Annotated in this window: 1 pseudogene; it reads right to left on the bottom strand. The window is 77.2% G+C overall.

Annotated elements, in window-relative coordinates:
- Window positions 1-250: pseudogene (locus CH42_RS08200) on the bottom strand (rRNA small subunit methyltransferase B); the annotation flags it as partial.

Below are 250 nucleotides of genomic sequence, written 5' to 3'. Positions count from 1 at the left end.
CTCGGAGATGGGTATAAGGGACAGCACCTCGTTGGCGCGCAGAGCGGCGCCGCCCAGCAGGGCCTCCGCGCCGAGCACGGCGGTCTTGCCGCCGGGCCCGGCGCACAGGTCGAGCCAGCGCTCGCCCGGCGCCACGACGCCGACCCTCGTCAGCGCGAGCGCCGCGAGCTGCGATCCCTGGTCCTGCACGCGCACCCGACCCTCAGGCGCGTCGAGCGCAGCGACGACCCGCGCCGGATCGCCCCCGGCC

Origin of the sequence: Leucobacter musarum subsp. musarum (genome assembly GCF_001273845.1) — a bacterium.
GTDB classification, from domain to species: domain Bacteria; phylum Actinomycetota; class Actinomycetes; order Actinomycetales; family Microbacteriaceae; genus Leucobacter; species Leucobacter musarum.
The sequence above is the reverse complement of the archived record's forward strand: the minus strand, read 5'-3'. Positions and strand labels throughout refer to the sequence as shown.